This is a genomic window from Serpentinimonas sp. SSL01, assembly GCF_056323735.1.
Genome location: NZ_CM150487.1, coordinates 2,266,210 through 2,288,276 on the forward strand (window position 1 = coordinate 2,266,210; position 22,067 = coordinate 2,288,276).

At 65.6% G+C, this 22,067-nt stretch carries 21 protein-coding genes; 6 read left to right on the plus strand and 15 right to left on the minus strand.

Annotated features, from left to right (window positions below; translation table 11 throughout):
• Position 1 precedes the first annotated feature (1 nt).
• The 6 genes from ACVMK0_RS10695 to ACVMK0_RS10720 all read right to left on the minus strand — a co-directional run bounded on the left by ACVMK0_RS10695 (position 2) and on the right by ACVMK0_RS10720 (position 4,849).
• Entirely contained in the window at positions 2-994 is a 993-nt protein-coding gene (locus ACVMK0_RS10695; RefSeq protein ID WP_476463779.1) for a sensor domain-containing diguanylate cyclase, read from the minus strand.
• Entirely contained in the window at positions 991-1,602 is a 612-nt protein-coding gene (locus tag ACVMK0_RS10700; RefSeq protein ID WP_476463780.1) for a chemotaxis protein CheC, read from the minus strand. Before ACVMK0_RS10700 ends, ACVMK0_RS10695 begins: the two co-directional genes overlap by 4 nt.
• A complete protein-coding gene (locus tag ACVMK0_RS10705) occupies positions 1,599-1,946 on the minus strand; it encodes a response regulator (protein ID WP_231851206.1) in 348 nt (115 codons plus the stop codon). Before ACVMK0_RS10705 ends, ACVMK0_RS10700 begins: the two co-directional genes overlap by 4 nt.
• A 179-nt stretch (positions 1,947-2,125) precedes the next feature.
• Positions 2,126-3,415, minus strand: a complete 1,290-nt coding sequence (locus ACVMK0_RS10710) for an ISL3-like element ISPpu12 family transposase (RefSeq protein WP_476463781.1) — start codon at positions 3,413-3,415, stop codon at positions 2,126-2,128.
• 21 nt (positions 3,416-3,436) lie between these two features.
• Positions 3,437-3,949 carry a signal peptidase II gene (gene lspA, locus ACVMK0_RS10715; protein WP_476463782.1) on the minus strand — a complete coding sequence of 171 codons (513 nt, stop codon included), beginning with the start codon at positions 3,947-3,949 and terminating at the stop codon, positions 3,437-3,439.
• Positions 3,950-3,952: 3 nt separating this feature from the next.
• A complete protein-coding gene (locus tag ACVMK0_RS10720; RefSeq protein WP_476463783.1) occupies positions 3,953-4,849 on the minus strand; it encodes a cation efflux transmembrane domain-containing protein in 897 nt (298 codons plus the stop codon).
• A 95-nt stretch (positions 4,850-4,944) separates the two neighbouring features.
• On the opposite strand from ACVMK0_RS10720, the gene cadR reads away from it, so the two are divergent.
• Positions 4,945-5,352 (plus strand): Cd(II)/Pb(II)-responsive transcriptional regulator, encoded by a 408-nt coding sequence (cadR, locus tag ACVMK0_RS10725; RefSeq protein ID WP_003462224.1) that lies wholly within the window; start codon positions 4,945-4,947, stop codon positions 5,350-5,352.
• 64 nt (positions 5,353-5,416) lie between these two features.
• On the opposite strand, the gene ACVMK0_RS10730 is transcribed toward cadR, so the two are convergent.
• Both ACVMK0_RS10730 and ACVMK0_RS10735 read right to left on the minus strand, forming a co-directional pair.
• Complete coding sequence (locus tag ACVMK0_RS10730) at positions 5,417-6,709, minus strand: D-amino acid dehydrogenase (protein WP_476463784.1); 1,293 nt, start codon at positions 6,707-6,709, stop codon at positions 5,417-5,419.
• A gap of 102 nt (positions 6,710-6,811) precedes the next feature.
• Positions 6,812-7,762, minus strand: coding sequence for a metallophosphoesterase (locus tag ACVMK0_RS10735; protein ID WP_045536956.1), 951 nt, complete (start codon positions 7,760-7,762; stop codon positions 6,812-6,814).
• A 171-nt stretch (positions 7,763-7,933) separates the two neighbouring features.
• On the opposite strand from ACVMK0_RS10735, the gene ACVMK0_RS10740 reads away from it, so the two are divergent.
• The gene (locus ACVMK0_RS10740) at positions 7,934-8,359 is read left to right on the plus strand and encodes a hypothetical protein (RefSeq protein ID WP_476463785.1); all 426 of its coding nucleotides are present in this window, start codon (positions 7,934-7,936) and stop codon (positions 8,357-8,359) included.
• A 23-nt stretch (positions 8,360-8,382) separates the two neighbouring features.
• On the opposite strand, the gene ACVMK0_RS10745 is transcribed toward ACVMK0_RS10740, so the two are convergent.
• From ACVMK0_RS10745 to hemB, 4 genes are all read right to left on the minus strand, one after another.
• Positions 8,383-10,272, minus strand: coding sequence for a phosphoenolpyruvate carboxykinase (GTP) (locus ACVMK0_RS10745; protein ID WP_476463786.1), 1,890 nt, complete (start codon positions 10,270-10,272; stop codon positions 8,383-8,385).
• A 241-nt stretch (positions 10,273-10,513) separates the two neighbouring features.
• Positions 10,514-12,415: a DNA helicase RecQ gene (gene recQ / locus ACVMK0_RS10750; protein WP_231851292.1), complete on the minus strand. Its 1,902-nt coding sequence runs from the start codon at positions 12,413-12,415 to the stop codon at positions 10,514-10,516.
• Between the two features lie 117 nt (positions 12,416-12,532).
• On the minus strand, positions 12,533-12,937 hold the full coding sequence (locus ACVMK0_RS10755) for a rhodanese-like domain-containing protein (protein ID WP_250960283.1): 405 nt from the start codon (positions 12,935-12,937) through the stop codon (positions 12,533-12,535).
• A gap of 4 nt (positions 12,938-12,941) precedes the next feature.
• Positions 12,942-13,949, minus strand: coding sequence for a porphobilinogen synthase (gene hemB, locus ACVMK0_RS10760; protein WP_476463787.1), 1,008 nt, complete (start codon positions 13,947-13,949; stop codon positions 12,942-12,944).
• A 116-nt stretch (positions 13,950-14,065) separates the two neighbouring features.
• Here hemB and ACVMK0_RS10765 point away from each other — a divergent pair, with 116 nt between their 5' ends.
• Positions 14,066-14,785, plus strand: coding sequence for a hypothetical protein (locus ACVMK0_RS10765; protein WP_476463788.1), 720 nt, complete (start codon positions 14,066-14,068; stop codon positions 14,783-14,785).
• 24 nt (positions 14,786-14,809) lie between these two features.
• Here the strand turns inward: ACVMK0_RS10765 and ACVMK0_RS10770 are convergent, their stop codons facing one another.
• Positions 14,810-16,024 (minus strand): aminotransferase-like domain-containing protein, encoded by a 1,215-nt coding sequence (locus ACVMK0_RS10770; protein ID WP_476463789.1) that lies wholly within the window; start codon positions 16,022-16,024, stop codon positions 14,810-14,812.
• Positions 16,025-16,167: 143 nt separating this feature from the next.
• On the opposite strand from ACVMK0_RS10770, the gene ACVMK0_RS10775 reads away from it, so the two are divergent.
• Positions 16,168-16,788 (plus strand): LysE family translocator, encoded by a 621-nt coding sequence (locus ACVMK0_RS10775; protein ID WP_476463790.1) that lies wholly within the window; start codon positions 16,168-16,170, stop codon positions 16,786-16,788.
• A gap of 90 nt (positions 16,789-16,878) precedes the next feature.
• Here ACVMK0_RS10775 and ACVMK0_RS10780 read toward each other — a convergent pair whose 3' ends face one another.
• Positions 16,879-19,095 (minus strand): malate synthase G, encoded by a 2,217-nt coding sequence (locus ACVMK0_RS10780; protein ID WP_476463791.1) that lies wholly within the window; start codon positions 19,093-19,095, stop codon positions 16,879-16,881.
• 73 nt (positions 19,096-19,168) lie between these two features.
• A complete protein-coding gene (locus tag ACVMK0_RS10785) occupies positions 19,169-19,849 on the minus strand; it encodes a LysE/ArgO family amino acid transporter (RefSeq protein WP_476464687.1) in 681 nt (226 codons plus the stop codon).
• 200 nt (positions 19,850-20,049) lie between these two features.
• On the opposite strand from ACVMK0_RS10785, the gene argP reads away from it, so the two are divergent.
• Both argP and ytfE read left to right on the plus strand, forming a co-directional pair.
• A complete protein-coding gene (argP, locus tag ACVMK0_RS10790) occupies positions 20,050-21,015 on the plus strand; it encodes an HTH-type transcriptional regulator ArgP (protein WP_476463792.1) in 966 nt (321 codons plus the stop codon).
• Positions 21,016-21,184: 169 nt separating this feature from the next.
• Positions 21,185-21,859 carry an iron-sulfur cluster repair protein YtfE gene (gene ytfE / locus ACVMK0_RS10795; RefSeq protein WP_250960291.1) on the plus strand — a complete coding sequence of 225 codons (675 nt, stop codon included), beginning with the start codon at positions 21,185-21,187 and terminating at the stop codon, positions 21,857-21,859.
• The last annotated feature ends 208 nt before the right edge of the window (positions 21,860-22,067 follow it).

A 22,067-nucleotide genomic window follows, 5' to 3' on the forward strand; every position in this document is an offset into this window, starting at 1 on the left:
ATCAGGTTTGGAGGATGTCAGCCAGTTGCAAAGTACATACCCGGTCGCGCCCCTGCCTTTTGGCTTGGTACAGCGCCCGGTCGGCCATGAGCAACAAGGTGTCTGCAGCTTGGCCGGGCTCAGGCAATTCGCACGCCACGCCTGCGCTCAAAGTGAGCACACCGCGCTCGCAGCCTGCATGCTCCAAGGCGCGCTCGCGCACCCTGTCTAGGGCCAGTTGCGCCTGCTGCAGCGCTCCGTACAAATCGGTTTCCGGCAGCAGCATGGCGATTTCTTCGCCACCGTAGCGGCACACCACGTCGAGCGGTCGGATGGCCAAGGACTCGATCACGCCCGCCACAGCCTTGAGACAAGCATCGCCCTGCACATGGCCGTAATGGTCGTTGTAGCTTTTGAAGTGATCGACATCGAACAACACCAATGACAGCGGCCTGCGCGCACGCAGCGCTTGGCGCCACTCACGGGCGTACATGAGGTCGAAATGGCGCCGATTGCCGATGTCGGTGAGCGCATCGAGGTGCGCCATGGCGTGCATGCGCTCAGCCTGCTGCTTGAGCAGGCGTTCGCGCGCCACCGCCGGCGTCACGTCGCTGACCTGGATTAAAACCAGGCGCTCGCCCGCCGCCTGCGCCACTTCGGCGGGCATGGGCATGATCTGGATGGATTGCTTGAGCCGCTTTTCGGGCGTCGCTGGGCCTGTGGTGGCATACAGAGGCAGCTCGGCTGGATTCAAGGATTCCGAGAGCAAGACCGGAAAACCTGTGTTAAGGCAGTGCTGCAGGCGCGACGCGAAGTGGCTGCCACGCAAGCCCGGAAAGACTTCGTACAGCTCGCGCCCTACAACCTGGTTCGCTGGCAAGCGTGCCCGTCGCAGGAGCCAAGGATTGGCAAAACGCACCTGGAGCGCAGTGTCCAGCACCAGCACGCCGAGCTGAACGTTGCCCAAAACCCACTCGAAGCCCAATGTGGAAGGCGCGGCAATCTTGCTCATCATTCGCACTGCAAGCGCTTGATCAGCGCAGCCAATTTCCGCTCGAGCAACGCAGCAGAGCAGACGTCGAGCACAAACACCAGGTAACCCTCGATGCGCCTGGAAGCGATCTCGAAGCGTACCTGCAGGCTCAGAAACGGCCGGCTGTGGTCGTGCTCGGTCAGCAAGACGTCAGAAACCACCCCCAGCTCCACCTCGGGCAAGGAGCCCTCGAGCACCAGCTCAAGCTGGTCCGACACACTGGCCAGCACCGAGTTGAGCAAGATGTTGCCGATTTCGGCCAACGCCTCCTGCTCCATTTCGCCCAAGTCTTCGAGCGGCAGGTTTTCGCCGACCATGATCTGCACCAGGCGCAAGCTCTGCGCAGCCGGGAACATGAGCAGGGCCTCGGTGCACAGCTCGCCTTCGAAGGTTTGGCGCACAGCGCTGATGCGTGCACCCGGGTCGGAGCTGAACTGGTCCAGCACGGCCTGCTTGCTTAACAGCTCGACTTTGGGCACCGTCAACAGCACCGGCTCACCGGCCAGTTGGCTCAGGGCACTGGCCGCTTGCCCGACACCGAGGTTGAAGACCTCGACCAAGGCATCGTGTTCAAGTTCGCTCAGCTTCATGCCGCCGCCTGAAAATGCCGCACCACCTGCTCTATAGCGGCTTCGGTCACCGGCTTGGAGACAAAATGCACCCCCAGCAGATTGGCGCGTTCGCGGCTGCTTTCTTGGACATTGGCTGTGAGCAAGACCACGGCCACTTGGGGATAGAGCTCGCGCAGTCGCTGTGCAGCGTCAAAACCACTCAGGCCAGGCATGTTTACATCCATGGTGACGAAATCGGGCTGCCAGTGTAGCGCCTGCTCCAGTGCGGCGTCACCCGAAACGGCCTCCTGCAGCTCCCAGTCCACACCAAGTGAGGCCACTTTGCTTTTGATGATCATGCGCGAGACGCGACTGTCATCCACGATTAAAAACCGTTTGGCCACCCTGTCACTCCTTGAACGTTTATTTTAAGCTATCCGGCAAATCTTTTCATTGTGCGCCACCCCAAGGCGTCAATCAAGCCCTAAAAACGAAAAATTTATGGGGTATACGGATTTAATGGTTGATGGGGCACCTTCACCCCATCAATCTGATACCACCCTCAGATGGTTGATAGATCGACTCCGTAGTTGAGTTCCTCTGCGAAGTCCGGCAGTCCGTAACCGATGGTTTTCTTGTAGAAAGGAGAGACCTTCGCAGTCGGTGCCTTCTTCTTGTGCTTCGTGGTGTAGAGCATTCGTGCCCGCATCACCTCGAAGGAGTAACCGCGCCCTTCACGGTTCTTGTCCTTGGCCAGTCGGTTGATGGACTCCGTGTAAGCGTTGGTGACGGGCATGTCCGTCTCGAAGTAGGTGATGGTCTCTTCGCGCCAGTTTCCCACTGCCCTGACCAGATCGCTCCAGACTTCCTTTTGGCCCTTCGGGATGGTGGCTATCCACTCGTCCAGGGCGGCTTCTGCCTGGAGCCGTGTGGTGGCGTCCCAGATGCCGTAGAAGCGCTCCTTGTGCTCGTAGGCGGCCAGCAGTTGCGGGAACGCGCCTGTCCAGGTCTCCATGATGAGGCGCTCCCGGTCTGAGACTTCGTGAGCGCGTTTCAGCAGGATTTTCCGGTCTCCCTTGAGAGTCCGGCTCTGGGACGGTTTCAGCTCCTTTCTGAGGCCCTTGCGCACTCTCTCTAGGGCATCGTTGGCCATGCGCACCACATGGAACTTATCGACCACGATACGGGCCTGGGGCAGCACAGCCTTGACCGCTGCCCGGTAGGGGTTCCACATGTCCATGCTGACGATCTCGACCTTCTGCCGGTCTTTCAGCTTCATCAGGTAGTTGGTCACCACGTCCTGGCGGCGGGTGGCCAGCAGGTCGAGCAGGGTTCGCTCCTCAATGTTGGTCAGAATGCAGCGGTAGCGCTTGTTCAGGTATAGCTCGTCAATGCCCAGGATGCGGGGCGTCTCGAAGCGGTGCCAGCGCCCCAGGAACTCGGCGCGGGCGTTGAAGATGTCGCGCACCGTCTTCTCGTCCAGGCCGGTCTGTGCCGCCACAAAGGTGTAGGGGTGGCTGAAGGATTCCTTCTCCACGTACTCATGCAGCCGCAGTGTCATACGGAATCCGTCCACCATCTCCGGTAGCTGGGGCCTGAATGTTGTCTTGCAGGCCCGGCAGGTGTATCGGCGGCGGACCACCCAGAGAGTGACCCGCTTGCCGTGGATGGGCAGATCACGATAGGGAACGTCACGCTTGCCGAACCGTACGAACTCACCCTGCACGCCGCATTCCTCGCAGGCGATGGGATCGGGCACGTCCACCTGGAAGTGCATTTCGTCGTCGGTTGATTTGCAGCCCAGTACTTGGTATTGCGGCAGGTGAAGGATGTTGTCGGGAAGTTCGGTCATGGTGTTGTATAGGCGTAGGTGTCAGTCAGATCCATCCGGCTCGGCATTGGTGTTTGCTTTTTTACCCAACAAGCTGCTGGAAACTAAAAGTAAGGCACCGAGGACAATTGCAATATCAGCCAGGTTGAAGGCCGGCCAATGCCAGTCTCGCCAATAGAAATCAAAGGAATCCACAACATAGCCGCGAAAGACCCGGTCAATCAGGTTGCCCATGGCGCCACCGAGGATAAGACTGTAAGCGATGGCTTCTCCTTTATGACGATTTTCAAGGATCAGCTTGATCAGAAAAATCGAGACCACTACCGCGATTCCGATAAAAAAGTAGCGCTGCCAGCCTCCACCATTCGCAAAAAGACTGAATGCGGCACCGGTGTTCCATAGGTGCACCCAGTTAAAGAACGGGGTCACCGAAACATACTCGCCATAGGCCATTGATTGCTGCACCAGCCACTTTACAGCCTGATCAGACGCTGCCAGCAGGCCCGATATGGACAATAGGGCATACGGCGAGAGCTTTTTGCCAATAATGAACATTATTTAACCCTTCAACGCCAGAATGCGTCTGGCACCGTTAAGTACAATGACCCCCGCGATGGTGCCGATAATCAGATCCGGATAATTGGACCCGGTCCACGCGACCAGGGCGCCGGCGGTGATGACCCCCAGGTTGATCACCACGTCGTTGACCGAAAATATCCAGCTAGCCTTCATATGAGCTCCGCCCCCTCGATGTTTGGATACCATCAGCAGACAGGCGGTATTGGCAATCAATGCGACGAATGCGATGGCTATCATCACCAGCCATTCAGGCTCACTACCGAATACAAAGCGCCTCACGACCTCTACGAGTACGCCAACAGCCAAAACCAGTTGGACCACACCAGCAACGTGCGCAACACGGACCTGCCTTTTCACGCTATGCCCAACCGCATAAAGAGCGAGTCCGTACACTGCCGCATCAGCAAAATTGTCCAGGGACTCTGCAATGAGGCCAGTTGACTGAGCCATCAGACCGGCAGTCATTTCCACCACGAACAGAAGTGCATTGATGCCGAGCAACCAGCGCAGGGTCCCGGATTCTTGCTTAGCAGAAGCTGCCGAAAACTCGGCGGCCTTGATGGTCTCCGGATTTGCAGCGACGGTTTCCTGAAGCGAGGCGCCTAGCCCCAAGGTCTTCAGTTTCGAGGTGACGGGCTCGACCTCGCCGTCATGCACGACCTTCAGCCGGCGGTTCGACAAGTCGAAGGACAGCGCCCGAATCTCCTCAAAGCCGTTCAGGGCTAGGCGAATCATTCGTTCTTCTGATGGACAGTCCATCTTCGGCACGGCATAAACACTGACCCATCTCCCTGGCGCCTCGGAGGAGGCCTGTATATCGGTATCCGCCGCAGGCCTTGCATGGTCGCCACAGGGGCCTCCGCAGTTTTTACTCATGATATGACTCCACTTGAATGTGATCGGGTTTTCATTTAAAACTATATAGTAGCTATAATGTCAATAGCGTAGAGAATCCGTTGCGGAGGAACCCGATGCGTATTGGTCAGTTGGCACAGTCAGTAGGGGTAGATACACAGACGATCCGCTTCTACGAACGGCAGGGCTTGTTGCCGCCGCCTGGTCGGCAGGAGAACGGTTACCGTGTCTATACCGAGAAACACGTTGAGCGGCTGGCCTTCATCCGTCGCTGCAGAATCCTGGGCCTGTCACTGGCTGAGATTCACGAACTACAGAGCTATCAGGACGACCCTCATCAGCCTTGTACCGCCGTCAACGCCTTGCTCGATGATCACATCTCTCATGTGCGGTCGCAGATAACCGCTCTGCAAGCGCTTGAGAAACAACTCGTTTCACTGAGAGCGAGTTGCAACGATGACCGGGAAGTTGAGGCGTGTGGGGTTCTTGCTGGAATTAGCGAAGGAAACATGCACCAGCAGTAGGTGAAGCATCAACCAGATAATCCGATGAGATGCCGGTCTGTCTCACTCTCATGCAAAGGTAAGATCAACCATTTAATCCGCTTACCCAATTTATGTTTGGATTTTGGCCGCTCATGCGCAGCGCCAGCGCGCGGCCCGAGCCGGGGCCGAGCGTCCAGCCCAGGGTGCCGTGCCCGACGTTGAGCCACAGCCCCGGGATGCGGCTGGGGCCGATCAGCGGCACATTGCTGGGGGTGGTGGGGCGCAGACCGCACCAAAACTGCGGCTGGCCACCGGCCTCGGGCAAGCGCGTGTCGGCCACCCCAGGAAACACCGTTTCGATGCGCTGCAACAGACGGGCGCAGCGGGCCCGCGCCAACGGCGTATCGAGCGCGCGGTCCATGCCCGCCAGCTCGAGCGTGCCCGCCACCCGCAACTGGTCCCCGAGGCGCGAGACGGCGATTTTGCATTCATCGTCGATCAGGCTAATGTTGGGCGCGCGCTCGGGTTGCAGCAGCGCCAGCGTGGCGCTGTAGCCTTTGCACGGATAGACCGGCAACTTCAAACCCAGCGGCTGCGCCAGCGCCACCGAATCGCTGCCACAAGCCAGCACAAAGGCGTCGGCCTGCAGCACCCGGGTCACGCCGGTGTGCTGGTGCTTGAGCACCGCGCGCTTGAGCACGCCGCCTTCGAGCGCCAGGTGTTCGATGTGCTGCTCGTACAGCAGCTGCGCGCCTGCGCCCTGACAACGCGCCGCCAGCGCCTGGGTGAAAACCCGGGCATCGCCGTGTTCGTCGGTGGGCGTGTAGCAGCCACCCACCAAGCGCTCGGCAAAGGGCTGCAGCGCCGGCTCGAGTTGCAGCAGCTCGTCGCGGTTGAGCGCGCGCCGTGGCACCCCGAGCGCACGCACCATGGCGCTCACCCGCTCGGCGCCCTGCAGGCTGGCGGCATCGGTGCAATAGAGCGCAATGCCGCGCTGGCTGCGCGCGTACTCGATGCCGGTTTGCGCGCAAATGTCTTGCAGCGCTTGCTGGCTGTAGCGCGCCAGCGCCACCAGTTGCCGCAGATTGTGGGCAAAGGCGCCGTGCGTGCACTGGCGCAAAAAACGCAACAGCCACGACCACTGGGCCCGATCCCACTGCGGCCGCAACAACAACGGCGCTTGGTTCTGCAGCATCCAGCCCAGCGCCTTCAAGGGGGTATCGGGGTGGGCCCAGGGCACGCTGTAGCCGACCGAGATTTGGGCCGCGTTGGCAAAGCTAGTTTCCAGCGCGGCATCGCTTTGCCGGTCCACCAGCGTGACCTCGTGCCCGGCTTGCAGCAAATGCCAAGCGCTGCAGGTACCGATGATGCCCGCCCCAAGGACCACGACACGCATTCAGGCTCCTTTCGTGGGCCGTTCCAGACCCGTTGATCGGCCGATTTTGCCCCATTCCCGCTCCCGGCCAAGCGAGGCGCGCAAACTGGGCGCCGGCAGGCGCTAAGCTCTGTCGGCAACGGGGTGCGGCATGGGGCACTCGATCAGATGCTCAGGCAAAAACCCAGCCTGTTCGTTTTTTTCCGCATACCCCAGCGGGTTGGCCACCACCCGGCAGCGCCCCACCCGGTAGTCCTGGGCGCAGTGCAGGTGCCCGTGCAGCCACAGGTCGGCCAGCGGCAGCAGTTCGTCGAGCGTGTTGCAAAAACCAGCGGTGCCTGGGTTGATGCCATAGCGCGGGTCGTGGCTGCGCAGGCTGGGGGCAAAGTGTGTCACCACCACCGTCGGCCCCGCGTGCGGCTGCGCCAAGGCGGCGCGCAGCCAGTCTTGACAGCGCAGCGCCTGCTCGCGCATGGCGGCGGCGTCAAAACCCTGGCCGTGGCGCAGCGTGTGCATTTTGCGCAGGTAGTGGTTGGCGGCGCGGTAGGCGCGTTCGCGCAGTTTGAGGCGCCGCGCCAACGGGTCGGCGGGCAGGCCGCGGCCGCTGGGGGGCAGTTCGGCCAGCGCGTCAAAGTCGCTCCACAAGGTGGTGCCGACAAAGCGCACGCCCTGGTAAAACCACTGCTCGCGCTCCAGCCAGACGATGCCGAGGCGCTCGCAGCAGGCGCGCAGCGCCTCGTGGGTGGCGTCGAAATCGAGCCCATCGTATTCGTGGTTGCCAGGGCAAAACAGCACCGGCGTGGGCCAGCCGGCGTATTGCGGCAAGGGTGAGAAGCGGCGCAACCCCCAATCGGGTTCGCGCATCCGGGGCGGAGCCGCCAGCGCACACGGCAGGGGCGGCGCATGGGCAACGGTTTCCGCGGCTGCGCCCGCAGGCACGGCTGGGGACACTGGAGCGCGCTGGTAAGAACCGATGTCACCGGCCAGCACCAACACATCGGCACCACGGGCCGGGCGGGCTTGCCAGGCGGGCTGGACCTCGAGGTGCAAATCGCTCAACAGCTGGATTTGCATAAGGTAGGCCTCTGCCCCCATCGGGGGCCACCCGGATACGGCCCGCTCCCGTGCCAGAGCCGCCAATCGGAATCAAGCTGTAAGGATTTGCAAAAAGGCTTGGCAGACATCTAGGGTTTACCCTAATATCGGGGCCTGTTTATGCTGCATTGCAGCAAAAGGAGTGTGACGATGTCTTCATCGACCAACGATTCGGCGCGCCTGTCGGCAACGGCGCCCGCCACAGCAACACCAAACCCTGCTGTACAGCACACCGTGTCACAGCGCTTTTGGTTGCGCCCGCTGGCGGTGCTGGGGCTCGCGGCGGGCGTGGCCTTGCTGGCGCTGGCCAGCTCAAGGTGGCTGAACACCGAAGCAGACGGGTTCCTGCTGTGGGCGTGGATGGCTTTGTGGGCGCTGCTGTTTGTCGGCTGCTTGGTGCTGTCCGGCACCACAGGCCGCATGAGCCAGCGCGTTGCCTGGGCCTTGAACCAGTGGGCGCGTCGTCGCGCTCTGGCCCGCGCCGACGCCCGCTTCCTGGCGCTGGCACAACACGACGCCCGCTTGCAGGCTGAATTGCGCATGCAACAGGATCGGCAATCCGCCGCAGCGGGCTGAGCGGGTTTCGTGGGCCCAAGAAATTAAGCCACCGCCTCGGCCTCTAGGCGCTGCTCCAGCCGCTCCTTGACTGCCCACAGCTCGGGCGGCAGGCGCTGCGCCAGTTTGTCGAAGTGCTCGGCGTGGTTGGCCAGCTCTTGCCGCCACTGCTGTGCATCGACGGCGCTCACGGCCTCGTACTGCTGCGCGCTGAAAGCCAGCCCGTCCCAGTTCAAATCGGTGTAGCGCGGGCTGGTGCCAAAGGCGTGTTCCTGCCCTTGCGCCTGGCCTTCGAGGCGCTGCAGCATCCAGTGCAGCACGCGCATGTTGTCGCCAAAGCCGGGCCAGACGAACTTTCCGTCGGCGCCTTTGCGGAACCAGTTGACACAGAAAATCGCCGGCAGCTTGGCGCCGCTGGCGCTCAGCTTGGCCCCGAGGTCGATCCAGTGCTGGAAGTAGTCGCCCATGTGGTAGCCGCAAAAGGGCAGCATGGCAAAGGGGTCGCGCCGCACCACGCCTTGGGCGCCAAAGGCGGCGGCAGTGGTTTCGGAGCCCATGGTGGCGGCCATGTACACGCCCTCGTTCCAGTCGCGCGCCTGCGTCACCAGCGGCACCGTGTCGCTGCGCCGGCCGCCAAAGATAAAGGCGTCGATCGGCACCCCGGCCGGGTCGTCCCAAGCGGCGTCGAGCGCCGGGTTGTTGGTGGCCGACACGGTGAAGCGCGCATTCGGGTGCGCCGCCTTGGTGCCGCTGGCTTGGGCCCCTTGCGGCGTCCAGTCGCGCCCCTGCCAGTCGATGGCATGCGCCGGGGCTGGGCCCATGCCCTCCCACCAGACGTCGCCGTCGTCGGTGCGCGCAACGTTGGTAAAAATCACGTCGCGCTCGAGGCTGCGCATGCAGTTGGGGTTGGTGAGCGTGTTGGTGCCAGGGGCGACGCCAAAGTAGCCGGCCTCGGGGTTGATGGCGTACAGCCGCCCATCGGCGCCGGGCTTAATCCAAGCGATGTCGTCACCCACGGTGCTCACCTGCCAGCCCTCGAAGGCCTTGGGCGGGATCAGCATGGCGAAGTTGGTTTTGCCGCAGGCACTGGGGAAGGCGGCGGCGACGTGGTACTTTTTGCCTTGCGGGTTGGTCACGCCCAAAATCAGCATGTGCTCGGCCAGCCAGCCGGGGTTGCTGCCGCTGCCTTGCGCGGCGGCGCGCCCCATGGTCGAGGCGATGCGCAGCGCTAAGCACTTTTTGCCCAGCAGCGCGTTGCCGCCGTAGCCGGAGCCATAGGACCAGATTTCGCGCGTCTCGGGGTAGTGCACGATGTACTTGGTGGCCGGGTTGCAGGGCCAGACCCCATCGGCCTGCCCCGGCTGCAGCGGCGCGCCGACGGTGTGTACACAGGGCACGAACTCGCCGTCGCGGCCCAGCACCTGGTACACGGCGCGGCCCATGCGCGTCATGTGGCGCATGTTGACGACCACGTAGGGGCTGTCGGAAAGCTCGACGCCGATGTGCGAGATCGGCGAGCCCAGCGGCCCCATGGAAAAAGCGATCACGTACAGCGTGCGCCCGCGCATGCAACCGGCAAAGAGCGGTTGCAAGGTGGCGCGCATCTGCGCCGGGGCCATCCAGTTGTTGGTCGGGCCGGCGTCTTCGGGACGTTCGGAGCAGATGTAGGTGCGGTCTTCGACCCGCGCCACGTCGGAGGGGTCGGTGCGGGCGAGGTAGGAGTTGGGGCGCTTGGCAGGATTCAGACGCTCGAGGGTGCCGGCCGCGACCATCTGCTGACACAAGCGGTCGTATTCGGCCTCGGAGCCGTCGCACCACTCGATGCGCTCGGGCTGGCACAGGGCGGCGATTTCGGCCACCCAAGCCTGCAGGCGGGTGTGCTGGACCCAATCGGGTGCGTTCAGGGCCAAGCCCGGTGGCGCAGGTGCGTTCATGCTATCAACTCCTAAGACTAAAAAACAAATGTGGAAAAACCCCGCTTAGGGGCCTTTCCAAATCTGTTTTTTGGGCTGTGTGGGAGTGGGCCTTACGGGCGGCCTGTAAGCGCAACATGAATTTAATGAAAAGCGTGTGAAATTCTCGGAATTTTATTATGAACCGCAAAAGTCCGCGCACCTTGGGCGGGCTTGGGGTTGCCGCCAGTGGTGCCGCGCGAAGCACCCAGCGTGACCGCCTTCAAAGCCGGCGCTCGAGCACGCGCAGCACTTCCTCGCCGTAGGCTTGCAGTTTTTTCTGCCCTAGGCCGGGGATGCCTTGCAGGTCGGCCAAGGTGCGCGGCAGGCGCTGCGCCAGCGCCTCGAGCGTGGCGTCGTGGAAGATCACGTAGGCGGGCAGGTTGTGCTCGCGCGCCACTTCGGCGCGCCAGGCTTTGAGCGCGGCCAGCGTTTCGCGCGCCGCCAGCGGCAGCGTGTGGGCGGCGCTGCGCGCGCGCGCCGTGCTGGCCGGGGCGGTGCGGGTGTGGGTTTGCAGCTTGAGGCTCACGCTTTGCTCGCCTTTGAGCACGGCGCGCGCGCCCTCGCCCAAGCGCAAGGTGTTGAAGTGCGCGCCATCGACCCACACCGCCGTGCGCGCGATCAACTGGCGCAGCAGGCTGCGCCATTCGCTCTCGCCCAACTCGGCCCCGATGCCAAAGGTGCTCAGGCGCTGGTGCCCGTGCTGCTGCACCTTCTCGGTGAGCTTGCCGCGCAGGATGTCGATCAGGTGCCCGGCCCCGAAGGCACCGCCGCTGGCCTGCTGCACCCTGAAGATGCACGATAGCAGCTTGCGCGCCGCCTCGCTGGCGTCCCAGGTCTGGGGCGGCGCGAGGCAGTTGTCGCAGTTGTGGCAGGGCTGCGCGCCTTGGCCAAAATAGCCCAGCAGGCGCACGCGGCGGCAGTCGCTGGCCTCGGCCAAGGCCAGCAGGGCGTCGAGCTTGCCGCGCATGACCTGCTTGAACTCGTCGGCGGCCGGGCTGGCGTCGATCAGGCTGCGCTGCTGGATCACGTCTTGCAGGCCGTAGGCCATCCAGGCGTTGGCGGCCACACCGTCGCGGCCGGCGCGGCCGGTCTCTTGGTAGTAGCCCTCGATATTTTTGGGCAAATCGAGGTGGGCGACGAAGCGCACGTCGGGCTTGTCGATGCCCATGCCAAAGGCGATGGTGGCGACCATGATCAGCCCGTCTTCGCGCAAAAAGCGGTCTTGGTGCCGCTGGCGCATGGCCGCATCGAGCCCGGCGTGGTAGGGCAGCGCCTGCAGGCCGTGCGCCGCCAGCTGCGCCGCCACGTCTTCGACCTTGCGCCGCGACTGGCAATAGACCACGCCCGCGTCGTGCTGGCGCTGGCCGTTGACCACGCTGCTGTGCTCGCGCTCGATGAAGCGCAGCAGCTGCTGCAGGCTGTCCTTTTTCTCGACGATGCGGTAGCGGATGTTGGGTCGGTCGAAGCTGCTCACGAAGGCGCGCGCCTGTTGCAAGCGCAGCTGCTCGACGATGTCGGCGCGCGTGAGCGCGTCGGCGGTGGCGGTGAGGGCGATGCGCGGCACGCCGGGAAAGCGCTCGTGCAGCGCCACCAGCCCGCGGTAGTCGGGCCGGAAATCGTGCCCCCATTGGCTCACGCAGTGCGCCTCGTCGATGGCGAACAGGCTCAATGCGCCGCGCTCGTACAGCGCTTGCAGCTGCGCCATGCAGCGCGCCGTGGCCAAGCGCTCGGGGGCGGCGTAGAGCAGCGTGAGCTCCCCGCTGAGCATGCGCCGCTCGACTTCGCTGGCTTGCTGCGGGCTCAGGCTGGAGTTGAGGTAAGCCGCTTCCACACCGGCCTCGAGCAGCGCGCCCACTTGGTCGTGCATGAGCGCGATCAGCGGCGAGACCACCACCGTCAGCCCCAGCCCGGCGCGCTGGCGCACGATTGCCGGCACCTGGTAACACAGCGATTTGCCGCCGCCGGTGGGCATGAGCACCAGCGCGTCGCCGCCGTCGCTCAAATGCGCCACGATCTCGGCTTGCGCGCCCCGGAAGGCGGGGTAGCCAAACACTTCTTGCAGCACCTGCAGGCAGCGGTTTGCCGTGGCAGATTGGGCGGCAGGAGCGGCAGGCGCCGCCAGCGCGCCCGGCTCTGGTGCCGCTGGCGCCAAGCCAAGGCCGGGCTCTGGCTGCAGCGCCCCCAAGGGTGCCAGCGCCGCTTCAGCCACGGAGCGCAGTCAACGCGGTCAAAACCGGCTTCACATTTGCTCCCACGGCAGGCCGTCGAAGCGCCAGCCGTTGCGCGTGGAGCGGTGAAAATGGGCGTCGAGGTCGCCCTCAAAGCCGTGCAACACGTGCGCCACCTCGCTAAAGCCGGCCGCTTCCAGCGCCGCCCCGGCTTCGAGCGTGCGTTTGCCGCTGCGGCAGATCAGCAACAGCGGGCGCTCTTTGCTGCCGGCTTCGCGCTCCACCTGCTGCACGAAGCGCTGCGCGTCGGGCTTGAGCTCGGGGTACTCGTACCACGGCACCTGCACCACCCCGGGCGGGCGCCCGACGTAGAGCGACTCGACCTCCATGCGCACATCGACGAACAGCGGCTCCGCATCTGCCGCGCGGCGTGCTTGCAGCCATTCCCAAGCTTGGCGGGGTAAGAGGTGTTGCATGGCCTTATTGTCGCTGCAGCAGCCGCGCCGCCTCGCGCGCAAAGTAGCTCAGAACGCCGTCGGCGCCGGCGCGCTTGAAGGCCAGCAGGCTCTCGAGCATCACGGCGTCGTGCGCCAGCCAGCCGTTTTGCGCCGCCGCCTTGAGCATGGCGTATTCGCCGCTCACCTGGTAGGCAAAGGTTGGGACGCGGAATTCGTCTTTCACCCGGCGCACGATGTCGAGGTAGGGCATGCCGGGTTTGACCATCACCATATCGGCCCCTTCGGCCAAGTCGAGCGCCACTTCGCGCAGCGACTCGTCGCTGTTGCCGGGGTCCATCTGATAGACCTTTTTGTCGGCGCGCCCAAGGTTGGCGGCACTGCCCACGGCGTCGCGAAAGGGGCCATAAAAGGCACTGGCGTATTTGGCACTGTAGGCCATGATGCGCGTGTGTACGTGCCCTTGCGCCTCCAGCGCCTGGCGGATGGCGCCGATGCGCCCGTCCATCATGTCGCTCGGGGCCACGATATCGACCCCGGCCGCCGCTTGGCACAGCGCCTGCTGCACCAGCACCTGCACCGTGGCGTCGTTGACGATGTAGCCGCTGTCGTCGAGCAAGCCGTCTTGGCCGTGGCTGGTGTAGGGGTCCAGCGCCACGTCGGTGAGCAGGCCCAGCGCCGGAAAGCGGCTTTTTAGCGCCGCTACCGCGCGCGGCACCAGCCCGTCGGGGTTGAGGGCTTCGCGCCCGTCGGGGGTTTTGAGCGCCGGGTCGATCACCGGAAACAGCGCCAGCGCCGGAATGCCCAGCGCGACGCATTCTTCGGCCACCGGCAGCAGCCGGTCGAGGCTCAGCCGCTCCACACCAGGCATGGAAGCCACCGGCTCGCAGCGGTTGGCACCGTCGAGCAGGAACACCGGGTAGATCAGGTCGTGCGCCGTCAGGTGGTGTTCGCGCACCAAGTCGCGGCTGAAGGCGTCGCGGCGCAGGCGGCGCGGGCGTGACAGGGGGTAGGGGGCGGGGGACAGGCTCATGGGCGTATTGTGGCAAACTCTGCTGCAAGGGTGCGCTGGGGCCCGTACGCCTCGTCCTAGGTTGCCCCAGCTTGCCCCAGCTTGCCCCAGCCTAACCGCCCCCGAAGTGCGTCCCCATGACCTTATCCGATTCAGACGCAGCGCCCACCACCCGAAGCCCGAGCGCCAGCGAGCCGCCGCCCGCTGCGCCAGGCCCGGTGTGGCGCATGGCCGAGCACTGGCCCGAGCTCAGCGCAGCATTGAGCACCCAAGCCGCCGAAGCGGCGGACCGGGTGCTGCGCGGGCTCGAGCTGCTGCGCCAGCGCGAGCGCCTGAGTGCCGCCGAAATGCGCGTGCTGGCCACCCCGGCCCTGCGGCTGCAGCAATGCGCCAAGCAGGCGCAACAGATTCTGCGCCTGCAAAGCGGGCAGGCGCGGCAAACCCACGAAAAAATCGATCTGGCGCAAGTGATCGAGGCCGCGCTGGACGACCGGCGCGACGAATGGGTGGCCCAAGGGCTGACGCTGCAGCTGCAGCTGCAGCCGGTGGAGCTGTTGATCGACCCGACGCTGGGCTACAGCCTGTGCCACGCGATGGTGGACTGGGCGCAACGCTTTGGCGAGCACCTCGAGCTGTGCCTAGAGCGCGACCCGGTTCAGGCTTGCGCGCTGCTGCGGGTGCGCACGCGCGACAGCGGCCAGGCCGTGGACGCCGAGCGCCTGCTGCACGACGCGATCGAATGGCTGCTGCTGCGCCAACTCGCGGCTACCGACGGCGGCATCGAGCTGCAGCGCCGCGCCACCGACGAGGGCGTTGAGCTGAGCGCGCTGTTCCGCCGCACCGTGCTGGCCCTCTAGTACGTGCAGCCACAGGGCCTGTTTTCAGGCCAGCTCCATGGCTTCTATGGTATCGCGCACCACCGGCAGGGCACACGCCAACACCTCCAAGCTGGCAGCACCTAGGTTCAGCCGAATGGCGTGCGGATAGCTGACCGCCACCGCAAATGCTGACGACGGCGTGACCGCAATGCCCAGCTCAGCCAACCGCATGGTGAGCGGCTCGGCGCGCACCGCTTCGGGCAGGCGCACCCACACGAAAAACGAATCGGGATGCGACTGCAGTTTAAGCCCCGCCAGACAGCGCAACGCCAATTGCTGCTTGGCGCGGGCGGCGCTGCGCTTGTCCTGTTCCAGTCGGCGCACGCAGCCGGTATCGAGCCAGTGCGCCCCAAGGGCCGACATGAGCGTAGGCTGGCTCCAGGCAATGGCGCGCAGCGTGCGTTCACAGCGTGCCACCAACTGCGCCGGCAAGGCCACATAGCCCAGCCGCACGCCACCGCCCACGCTCTTGCTCAGGCTGGACACATACACGGTGCGCTCGGGCGCCAGTGCGGCCAGCGGCGGCGGCGCGGCGCTGGCCAGAAAAGCGTAGGAGGCATCTTCCAGCAACCACACCTTGTGGGCACGCGCCAGTGTCACGAGACGCTCGCGGCTGGCCAAGTCCATGACCCAGCCGGTGGGGTTGTGCAACGTGGGCATGGTGAACACCAGCTTCACTGGGCGCTGCTGCAACACGCGCGCCAAGTGGTCGAGGTCGGGGCCAGCATCGGTCCAGCGCAGCGGCTGCAGTTCCAGCGCCTGGGTCTGCGCCAGGCTGGTGAAGCCGGGGTAGGTGAGCTCGTCCACCACCACCACATCGCCGGGCTGCAGGAGCGCCATGACGGCGCATGCCAAGCCCTGCTGGGCGCCACCCACCAGCAGCACCTGTTCGGCTGGCACGGCCACGCCGACCTCGGCCAGGTGACGCGCCACGGCGACCCGCTCGGGCAGGCCACCGCCGACGGCTTGCGGCTCCATGAGGCGGGGCATCTGGCCCAGTTGGCGCAGGGCCTGCAGCGCGGCATCTAGCAAGGCACCTGCGTTGGGCGTGTCGGGGTAGTTGAAGGCCAGGTCGATAGGAGCTGGGCGCGGCATGGCAGCTTCAAGCCGGCGCTCGGTCAGGGCGTGGCGCTCGGCATCGGCCTGCCATTCGCGCACGAAGGTGCCGCGTCCGGTTTCGCCCACCACCAAGCCGCGGCGTTCCAACTCGCGGTACACCTTGCTGGCGGTGGGGGGCGGCGGGCATGGTGTGCCTTTAAGGTGGGGGGCGGCTTGTATATAGGACAATTTTTTGATTGTACTAATGTGCTGCCGGATACTGGCACTCCTTCCACTGGCTCCTTCCACACAGAAGCCACACCATGTTCGACCTCACCCTGTCCGCCCTCACCGCCACCGCGCTGTTTGCCTTGGCCACCTCCATCACGCCGGGACCCAATAACACCATGCTGCTGGCCTCCGGGGTGAACTTTGGCTTCCGGCGCACGCTGCCGCACCTGCTGGGCGTGTCCGTGGGGCTTTTGGTCATTCTGCTGCTGGCCAGCGCGGGCCTAAAGCAATGGATGGTGGCGCACCCGCAGTGGCACGAAGCCATGAAATGGCTGGGCTCGGCCTACCTGCTTTATCTGGCGTGGCGGGTGGCCACCAGCCACAGCGGGGCGGTGGCGGCTGCAAGCGAATCCGGCAAGGCCCCGCGACCGCTCGGCTTCTGGGGTGCGGCCGCGTTCCAGTGGGTCAACCCCAAGGTCTGGGTGATGGTGCTGGGATTCTTCAGCGCCTACGTGCCGACGGGCGCAGGCGTGGCCGGTGTGGTGCTGCTGTGCCTGCTGTTCAGCGCCGTGAACCTGCCCTGCGTGGGCGCCTGGGCACTGGCGGGAGACCGACTCAGCCGCTGGCTCACCGAAGGGCAGCGGCGGTTGTGGTTCAACCGCAGCATGGGCGCGCTGCTGGCGCTGTCGGTGTGGGGGGCTTGGGTGGACTGAGGCTGGTTCAGCTCGACAGGTCCCAAGCGGTGGCCAACTATTCGCTCAGAAGCGCCCAGATCCACCCGGCGCGAACCGGAGCCTACAAGCTCAACCCGCCTTCACTTTCAAGCGCCAAGCGTGCAGCAGCGGCTCGGTGTAGCCGCTGGGCTGGGCGCAGCCTTTGAACACCAGGTCGAGCGCGGCTTGGTAGGCGGCGCCGTCGGGGTGGGCCAGCAGGCTGCGGTAGGCCGGGTCGGCGGCGTTTTGCGCATCGACCTTGGCCGCCATGCGGGCAAAGCTGGCGCGCACCTCGGCTTCGGTCACGATGCCGTGCAACAGCCAGTTGGCCACGTGCTGGCTGCTGATGCGCAGCGTGGCGCGGTCTTCCATCAGGCCGATGTCGTTGATGTCGGGCACCTTGGAGCAGCCCACGCCTTGGTCCACCCAGCGCACCACGTAGCCCAGTATGCCTTGGATGTTGTTGTCCAGCTCCTGCTGGCGTTCGGCGGCGCTCCAGTTCGGGCTGGTGGCCACGGGCACGGTGAGCAAACCGGTGAGCAGGGTGTCGCGCTCGGCGTCGGCGTCGGTGCGCTCGAGCTGCTGCTGCACCTGGGCCACATCGACCTGGTGGTAGTGCAGCGCGTGCAGGGTGGCTGCAGTCGGGCTGGGCACCCAAGCGGTGTTGGCGCCGGCCTTGGGGTGGGCGATTTTTTGTTCCAGCATCGCCGCCATCAGGTCCGGCATGGCCCACATGCCCTTGCCGATCTGCGCCCGCCCGCGCAGGCCCATGCCCAGCCCCACGAGCACGTTGTTGCGCTCGTAGGCGGTGATCCAGGCGCTGGCTTTCATCTCGCCCTTGCGCACCATGGGGCCGGCCTGCATGGCGCTGTGCATCTCGTCGCCGGTGCGGTCCAGAAAGCCGGTGTTGATGAAGGCCACGCGGCTGGCTGCGGCGGCGATGCAGGCCTTGAGGTTGACCGAGGTGCGCCGCTCTTCGTCCATGATGCCGAGCTTGACGGTGCTGTCGGGCAGGCCCAGCAGGCGCTCGACGCGGCCAAAGATCTCGGCGGCAAAAGCCACTTCGTGCGGGCCGTGCATCTTGGGTTTGACGATATAGACGCTGCCGCTGCGGCTGTTGCGCACCGCCTCGCCGCTGGGCAGGCGGCCGTGGCCTTGCAGGTCGTGCAAGGCGATGGTGGTGGTGAGCACGGCGTCGAGGATGCCCTCGGGGATTTCGCGCTGCACGCCTTGGGCGTCGGTGTAGAGCACGGCCGGATTGGTCATCAGGTGCCCGACGTTGCGCACGAACAGCAGCGAGCGCCCGTGCAGGCGCAGCTCGCCGCTGCCATCGGCGCGGGTGTAGTAGCGGTCGGGGTTGAGGCCGCGCGTGAGCGTGCGCCCGCCTTTGTCAAAGCTTTCGGTGAGCGTGCCTTGCAGGATGCCGAGCCAGTTGCGGTAGCCCAAGATTTTGTCTTCGGCATCGACGGCGGCCACCGAGTCCTCGAGGTCGAGGATGGTGGACAGCGCGGCTTCGAGCACCACGTCGGCGATGCCGGCCGGGTCGGTGGCGCCGATGGCGGTGCTGCGATCGAGCACGATCTCAAAGTGCAGCCCGTGGTGCTGCAACAGCAGGGCGCTGGGGGCCTCGGGCTGGCCGCGGTAGCCCAGCAGCTGGCCGGGGTGGCGCAGGCCGGTGTGCGCGCCGTCGTCGAGCGCCACTTGCAACTGGCCGCCTTGCACGCGGTAGCTGCGCGCGTCTTTGTGCGATTCGATCGCCAGCGGCGCCGCTTGGTCGAGGAAGTCGCGCGCGAACGCGATCACGCGCGCGCCGCGCAGCGGGTTGTAGCTGCGCCCGCGCTCGCAGCCGCCGGCCTCAGAAATGGCGTCGGTGCCGTAGAGCGCGTCGTAGAGCGAGCCCCAGCGCGCGTTGGCGGCGTTGAGCGCGTAGCGCGCGTTCAGGATCGGCACCACCAGCTGCGGCCCGGCTTGCAGGGCCAGTTCGGCGTCCACATTGGCGGTGCTAGCGCGCACGCCCACCGGCGGCGCCACCAGGTAGCCGATGCCCTCGAGGAACTGGCGGTAGGCGGGCAGGTCGGCGATGGGGCCGGGGTGCGCGCGGTGCCAGCGGTCCAGCTCGGCCTGCAGGCGCTCGCGCTCGGCCAGCAGGGCGGCGTTTTTGGGCGCCAGATCGGCGACGATGGCATCGAAACCGGCCCAAAAGGCCACCGGATCGACGCCAGTGCCGGGCAGCACCTGCTGGTTGACAAATTCGTACAAGGCGCTGGCTACGTGCAGGCGGCCGACGGCGGTGCGGGCGGTGGACATGGGGTTAGGGCTCCAATAAGAACGAATGGGCACGCCCCGTCTGGCGGCGGCCGCAACATTTAAGTGTAATCGCTCAAAACAGGCTGTAGAGCAGCAGCGCCGCCATGCCCCACATCATCAGCGCCACCAGCCCATCGAGGGCGCGCCACAGGCGCAGCGACTGCAGGCGCTGCCCCAGCCAAAATGCCGCCCCGCCCAGCACCAAAAACCACAGGACCGAGCCGGTGGCCGCACCCAAGCCAAAGTCGGTGCCGGCAGCCCCCCAAGCTAGCGAGGCGGTGCCGATCAGCACCGCCGTGTCCAGCCAGGCGTGCGGGTTGAGCCATGAAAAAACCAAGGCCGCCAGCACCGCTTGGCGGCGCGTGATCGGGGCCGCTGCGTTGGCCTGACCCGCTACCAAGCCCGTGCCCGCATCGGTCGCAACCGTGGCCCCTGATGCGGCCACAGGCGCCGCCGCGCCGAGCGGTTGCCGGCAGCGCTGGAAGGCCAACCAGCCGTAAATGAGCAAAAACACCACGCCGGCGCCCACCAGCGCCCCGTGCAGCCTGTCCGACAAGCCACCCAACTGCGCCAGCCCCAGCACCCCGAGCGCGATCAGCACCAAGTCGGCCAGCACGCACACCGCCACCGTCAGGCCCACGTGCTGGCGCTGCAGCCCCATGCGCAGCACGTGGGCGTTCTGCGGCCCGATCGCCATGATCAGCGACAGGCTCAGCAGCAGGCCGGCAAAAAAAGCCGGGGTGGACAGGGTCAGGGTCAAGACGGCACTCCTACAAATCGGGGGCGGCTGGCGCGCGCAACGCCGGCTGGGTTGCCTTGCAGTGTGCCGCAAGCCGCAGCGCAATTTAAGGGTTTTAAATTAAATTGATTCGCTTAAATTACACTTAACGCGGTGCACCGGCTCCGCGCTGCGCCACGCGCCTACCTCCTTTGCTACTCCCAGCCCAACCGCCCATGCTCGACCCACGCCAACTGCAAGCCCTGAGCGCCGTGGTGGAGCAGCGCAGCTTTGCCGCTGCGGCGCGCAGCCTGTCGCTCTCGGTGGCAGCGGTGTCGTTGCGCCTCAAGGCGCTCGAAGATGCGCTCGGCCAGCGCCTACTGGTGCGCGGCAAGCAGGTGCGCGCCACCGCCGCCGGCCAGACCCTGCTGGCGCACGCCAAACGGGTGCAGCTGATGGAGGCCGACTTGCTGAACGCGATCGCCGGTGCGGCCCCCGAGCCGCAGCGGCGCACGCACTGGCACAGCCTGTCGGTAGCCGTCAACGCCGACTCGGTGGCGAGCTGGTTCCTGCCCGGGGTCGCGCCCCTGTTGCTGCAGCAGCGCCTGCTGCTCGATGTCTGGATCGACGACCAGGACCACACCCACGACGCGCTGCACAGCGGCGAGGTGATCGGCTGCGTCAGCACGCTGGCGCAGGCCATGCGCGGCTGCATGGCCGAGCCGCTGGGCACCATGCGCTACCGCTGCGTGGCCACGCCCGAGGTAGCGCAGCGCAGCCGCAGCCCCGCAGGGGCGGTGTCGGTGCACCGCCTGCTGGAGTGGCCGGCGGTGATCTTCAACCGCAAAGACGCGCTGCAAGACCGCTTTCTGGCGCAACACTTCGGCCTGCACCAAGCGCACTACCCGCGCCACTTCGCCCCGGCCATCGACGCCTTCGAGGCAGCGATCGACCTCGGGCTGGGCTGGGGCATGGTGCCCGAGCTGCACCTGCTGCGCCGGGCGGCCACGGCGGTGCCGCTGGTGGACCTGCTGCCCGGGGCCAGCGTGGCGGTGGCCTTGTACTGGCACCACTGGGCGCACGAGCCGCTCAGCGCGCAGCGCCTGACCGAGGCCGTCAAGGCCGCAGCGGCGGCGGCGCTGCCAAAGCCCGGTACAGCCACCGAGGCGGCCACCGGCGCGGCCGCACCCGACAAGCCCTAAAATCCCCCCATGCACAGTGTCAAATCCGAACTGCTCGCCGCCTTGGCGCGCGGGCTGAGAGGCTGAGCTCCGGAAGGGGCCGATACGACTTTGGGAGGATAGGGCCTACGCCCCCTGGATGCAGGTTTTTTCCCGACAATAAAGCTTGGTTATTCAAGCAAGGAACATCATGCACACCCCATCGATCGCGCACCCGCTGCTGCAGCAAACCTTGGGCCAGATCGCGCTGGCCATACCCGGGGCCACGGCCTTGTTGCGCCAGCACAAGCTGGATTTCTGTTGCCAAGGCGAACGCACCTTGGCCTTGGCCTGCGCCGAGCGCACCCACGAGTTGCCGGCCCTGCTCGAGCAGCTCGAAGCGCTGCAGCGCCAGAGCGCGCCGCTGGCCCCCTGCAGCGACCCGGCGCAGTTGATCGACCGCATTCTGGAGCGCTACCACGACACCCACCGGCAACAATTGCCCGAACTGGCGCGGATGGCGCGCCGGGTCGAGGCCGTGCACCAGACGCATCCTGCGGTGCCCGTCGGGCTGGCCGATTTTCTGGAGCAGATGCAAGCCGAGCTCGAAAACCACATGGCCAAAGAGGAGCAGATTTTGTTTCCGCTGCTGCGCCGCAGTGGCCAGGCGCCGATTCGGGGCCCGATTGCGGTCATGCGCCACGAGCACCTCGAACACGGTGCCAGGCTCGAGCGCCTCGCCGAGCTGACCTGCAACCACACCCCGCCGCCCGGCGCCTGCACCACCTGGCGCGCGCTGTACGCCGGCACCGAGCGTTTGGTGGACGATCTGATGCACCACATCCATCTGGAAAACAACGTGCTCTTTCCGATGTTCGAGCGCTGAGGGGCTGAGCGGCTGAGGGGGCGGATGCTCAAGGGCTGACATGGCCCAGCAACAACGCCAGCCCGGCCACGAGCAGCAGCGTGTCGATGGCCACGCTCAGGCCGCGCACCCTTGGGCGCATGGGCCAAGGCGCCTGCCGCAACACCCCCCAGCCATCGGGCCGCAAAAAGCGCCAGACTGCAGGCCACGCTGAGCACATGCAGGTGTT

What these genes read in the sequence shown, in the direction of transcription:
- ACVMK0_RS10695 (WP_476463779.1), bottom strand. Translation starts at nt 994, where the DNA reads ATGATGAGCAAGATTGCCGCGCCTTCCACATTGGGCTTCGAGTGGGTT.
- ACVMK0_RS10700 (WP_476463780.1), bottom strand. Translation starts at nt 1,602, where the DNA reads ATGAAGCTGAGCGAACTTGAACACGATGCCTTGGTCGAGGTCTTCAAC.
- ACVMK0_RS10710 (WP_476463781.1), bottom strand. Translation starts at nt 3,415, where the DNA reads ATGACCGAACTTCCCGACAACATCCTTCACCTGCCGCAATACCAAGTA.
- lspA (WP_476463782.1), bottom strand. Translation starts at nt 3,949, where the DNA reads ATGTTCATTATTGGCAAAAAGCTCTCGCCGTATGCCCTATTGTCCATA.
- ACVMK0_RS10720 (WP_476463783.1), bottom strand. Translation starts at nt 4,849, where the DNA reads ATGAGTAAAAACTGCGGAGGCCCCTGTGGCGACCATGCAAGGCCTGCG.
- cadR (WP_003462224.1), top strand. Translation starts at nt 4,945, where the DNA reads ATGCGTATTGGTCAGTTGGCACAGTCAGTAGGGGTAGATACACAGACG.
- ACVMK0_RS10730 (WP_476463784.1), bottom strand. Translation starts at nt 6,709, where the DNA reads ATGCGTGTCGTGGTCCTTGGGGCGGGCATCATCGGTACCTGCAGCGCT.
- ACVMK0_RS10735 (WP_045536956.1), bottom strand. Translation starts at nt 7,762, where the DNA reads ATGCAAATCCAGCTGTTGAGCGATTTGCACCTCGAGGTCCAGCCCGCC.
- ACVMK0_RS10740 (WP_476463785.1), top strand. Translation starts at nt 7,934, where the DNA reads ATGTCTTCATCGACCAACGATTCGGCGCGCCTGTCGGCAACGGCGCCC.
- ACVMK0_RS10745 (WP_476463786.1), bottom strand. Translation starts at nt 10,272, where the DNA reads ATGAACGCACCTGCGCCACCGGGCTTGGCCCTGAACGCACCCGATTGG.
- ACVMK0_RS10755 (WP_250960283.1), bottom strand. Translation starts at nt 12,937, where the DNA reads ATGCAACACCTCTTACCCCGCCAAGCTTGGGAATGGCTGCAAGCACGC.
- hemB (WP_476463787.1), bottom strand. Translation starts at nt 13,949, where the DNA reads ATGAGCCTGTCCCCCGCCCCCTACCCCCTGTCACGCCCGCGCCGCCTG.
- ACVMK0_RS10765 (WP_476463788.1), top strand. Translation starts at nt 14,066, where the DNA reads ATGACCTTATCCGATTCAGACGCAGCGCCCACCACCCGAAGCCCGAGC.
- ACVMK0_RS10775 (WP_476463790.1), top strand. Translation starts at nt 16,168, where the DNA reads ATGTTCGACCTCACCCTGTCCGCCCTCACCGCCACCGCGCTGTTTGCC.
- ACVMK0_RS10780 (WP_476463791.1), bottom strand. Translation starts at nt 19,095, where the DNA reads ATGTCCACCGCCCGCACCGCCGTCGGCCGCCTGCACGTAGCCAGCGCC.
- argP (WP_476463792.1), top strand. Translation starts at nt 20,050, where the DNA reads ATGCTCGACCCACGCCAACTGCAAGCCCTGAGCGCCGTGGTGGAGCAG.
- ytfE (WP_250960291.1), top strand. Translation starts at nt 21,185, where the DNA reads ATGCACACCCCATCGATCGCGCACCCGCTGCTGCAGCAAACCTTGGGC.